This is a genomic window from Mesorhizobium sp. ZC-5 (assembly GCF_025753855.1).
In the GTDB taxonomy this organism is placed as follows: domain Bacteria; phylum Pseudomonadota; class Alphaproteobacteria; order Rhizobiales; family Rhizobiaceae; genus Neomesorhizobium.
In genome coordinates this window covers 1-3,428 of the sequence record NZ_JAOWPT010000033.1, presented here as the reverse complement: position 1 = coordinate 3,428, position 3,428 = coordinate 1, and the positions used below count along the sequence as shown (strand labels likewise).

The window sequence follows — 3,428 nt, the reverse complement described above, 5'->3', positions numbered from 1 at the left end:
CCGCCATTGCGGATGGCCATCTGGCGAAGCGCCTCCAGCGCCAGCCAGTTCCCCATCGAATGGGCGAGGATGGAAACTTCCTCTATCTCTGGATCGCGCCCCAGATATTGAAACAGCGTCTCCAGTGCATTTCGCGTGTAGTTGGTGCTTTCCCGGTCATATCCATAGGCAAAGGTGCTGCCACGCGAAGGCCATGTGACCAGGATGGGAACGCTGTCGGTTCCAGCATCGTTGGCAATTTGCGCAAACCGAAAGACCGAGTCCTCGAACCGGTTGTTGAAACCGTGGATAAAGACAAGAACGCTGCGATCGGGGCTCTTCCTGACTGAAGCGGTAAGCCAGCCCTTCGCTGCCTCCGCGGTGAGGTCCGCGCTTTTGAGGACCGCGAAATCGGTAGCCGGATTGGGGGGAAGTTTCTTTGGCCAGGCGACCTCACCGACCTTGCGGACATCGCTGGGTGGAATTGACACCGTCATGTCCGCAAATGCCGGAGCCAGTCCACGTTCTCCTGTAAACATCTCACCTGGATTGGCCGAGCGGCCGCGGGTCGTTGCAACCAGCATTTCTACCCTGCTGGAGGATGGAGCGGTGTCGGCGACTGGCAGGAGAACATCCTTCGGACGACCGGCACACCCCGACAGGAAAGCGGACAGGATCGTGACTAACAGAACGCCGTGAATCCGTCCGGTTAAGGACAACGACGTCGCGCGCGCTAGGCGGTCCTTGGTGCTCACTGTTGTTCCTTTTTGCGCAAATAGACTTCGGTTGCGACAGCCGATCGGCTGGACGTTCTCACCTTATGTTGCCGGCGTGTACCAGATTGGCGACGTGTAGCCTCGCTCCTGCGTCGTCATCGGTATTTCCGGCGGCAGGGTGAGCCCAAAATACTTCGCATCATAGGCGGTCCAGCGCGGCGTCGGTATCTCGATGACGCGTCCGTAGTAGAAGGCGCGCAGGGCCGGATCGAAGTCGGGATCCTTCCATACCGCGATCAGTTCGGGCGCACCGATCGTATTGGTCCAGGTGGCGTTGGGTGTGTCGACCGTATTGCCAACCGGCGGCACCTTGCCGTCGGCAGCGGGCGTGCGGTCGCCGGACCAGGCGACGTCATAGATCTTCTCATGCACCTCGCCGGTCGCGTCGAGCCAGCCCTTCACGATCTGGTAGCGATCGAGATTAGCGCCGATGGGATCCTTGAGTGCTGCGACCAGGAAAGTCGGCACCTTCCCGTCGGGCGCGTGACCAAGGTCGCCCCCCATCGGCACACCTTTGCTGTAGCCGGCAAGGGCTGGACTTCTCGAATTGGCGTCTTCGGCCGTGAAGTCGAAGCCACCAAAGAAGCGGACCAGCATGCGCGGCCCCGTGGTGGCATAGGTTTCGCGGCGTTGCATGGCGTCGAAGATCGACGCGCGTGTGTTTTCCTGTGCCCACACAGCGGCATAGCCCGACGCCGTCGTTTCCCAACCCATGATCTTCAAGCCAAGCTTGGCGTTCGTCGCGAACGGGTGGGCTGTGCGTTCCGGGCTAGGTTCCCCAGAGGACACCTTACCGAAGAAGTTGTCGTCATCGGCAGTGGTTAAACCGGTATGGGAGTCAGTCGAGCCAACCAGCCCGAACTTATAAGGATTGACGCCAAGCTTGGCTTCCAGCTTAAGGCCGTTCTTGAGCGCCGAGCGCGTGTACTCGAACTCCAGCATTTCCGGCTTCTTGGCCTCGCTGAGGTCGAGGTTACCCTTGTCCCACGTCTCGAAGTTCGCGAACTCGTCGTTGGGTGATAGCGTTGGATGGCTCTCGCCGTCACCCTTCATCTGCGTCGTCTCGTAGAGCACCTCCCAACGTGCGCGCTGCTCTGCGTATTCGCGATCAATCTCCTTGCCTGTGAAGGATTCTATGATCGGGAACATCGTGCCGTTGCTGAGATTTCCGTTGTGGGCGATGGCAAGAACGTCGCCGCCGGTCTTGTCCTCGTAGTTGTGCAGCCATCTCCAAAGATCACGCGGATTGTTGCTGCCGAGCGGAGGCTGGGTGGTATAGGGCTCCATCAAACCTGCTTTCTCGCTTCCGTCGCGATAGATCACGTTGCGGTGCAGGTTGTTGCCTTTGTCGAGCGACGTCCACTCATAGCCGATGACGGCCGTGAAGCGGCCAGGATCGTTCGCCTCTTCTGCCGCAGCGATGATGCTCTGCCATGTAGAGCGGTAGGCCAGCGTCCCAGGCTGGTACAGGAGTTCTGGTGGAAACTTGCCCTGCGCAAAGGTAGTGACGATGTCGAAGCCGGCCTCTGCGCCTTGCCCCGATTGCATCATATTGTACCATTTGCGGGCCAGCGTGTTCTGCAGTATTTCAGGCTTTCCAGCCAGGAAATCGCCGAAGAAGCCCATATTGTCCGAGTGATCCGTCACCACAAGGAAATCCAGTGGGCGCGACAGCTTCACCGGCTGGCCCGTTGAGGAAGCAATCTCTTCTCCCTTGGCAAATCGGTAGGCCTCGCGCGGTCCGAGACGTGCGCCGAACGCGCCGGCATCGAAGGACAACACTGTATGGAGATGCGTGTCCCCAAACAGTGGCCGCACCGGGAAGCTCCGGCCCGCCCAAGGCGAATAGGGGCGTTTGGTAGGGTAAACCTTCGCGCCGGTGGCCTTGTCGAAATCGCCGATGTCCGTGTGAACGGTTTCCTGTGCCAGTGATGGCAGGGATAGCGCCGCCAACAATCCGACAGCCGCGGCGCTGCGCAAGAGTGCAGTTTTCAGGGTGTAGTCTTTGCCGGTCATGATCATTTCCTCCCGTTTCGCGGCCGTATCACGTTCCGCGCATGCTTTGTGATTTATCGGATCGAGCATCTGTCATCCCACCGCCCGCAGCATCGCATCGAGCCGTTCGACGCCCCAGAACGCCGCCACCATTCCGATCCCATACGCACACGCGATGACGGCTTGCCGTGGGATGGTGAACAACCGTTTTGCCACAGCGACGATTGCCAGAATTGCCGCGATGAACATCAGCTGTCCGAGTTCGACGCCCACATTGAACGAGAACAGCGCAAGTGGAATGTCGCCGCGCGGCAGACCAAACTCGACCAGCACGCCCGCGAAACCGAAGCCGTGCAAGAGCCCGAACACGAAAGCCACGATCCACGGCCAGGTGATGGTCAGGCTGGTTTCGCCGCGTTCCATCCGGATAATTTCCGCCCCGACAAGCACGATGCTGAACGCAATCATCACTTCGACGGGTGCGGAGGGAAGCGTCGCCCAGCCGAGCGTTGCGAAAGTGAGCGTTATCGAATGCGCTACCGTGAACGCCGTGACCGTTTTCACCAGCATGCGCCAGTCCCGGACGATCAGCATCAGGGAGGCGACGAACAGCAGATGGTCGAAGCCGAAAAGGATATGCTCAATGCCGCTGACGATATAGGTCCGCGCCACGGTCCA

3 protein-coding genes are annotated in these 3,428 nt (G+C 59.8%); all 3 read right to left on the bottom strand.

Features of this window, described 5'->3' with window-relative positions; genetic code table 11:
* The coding region (locus OHD58_RS30260) for an alpha/beta hydrolase (RefSeq protein WP_412177326.1) at positions 1–698 on the bottom strand (698 nt) is incomplete at its 3' end.
* A 99-nt stretch (positions 699–797) separates the two neighbouring features.
* Positions 798–2,777: a DUF3604 domain-containing protein gene (locus OHD58_RS30255; RefSeq protein WP_412177325.1), complete on the bottom strand. Its 1,980-nt coding sequence runs from the start codon at positions 2,775–2,777 to the stop codon at positions 798–800.
* A gap of 66 nt (positions 2,778–2,843) precedes the next feature.
* On the bottom strand, positions 2,844–3,428 hold a 585-nt coding region (locus tag OHD58_RS30250), incomplete at its 5' end, for a HupE/UreJ family protein (RefSeq protein WP_263807280.1).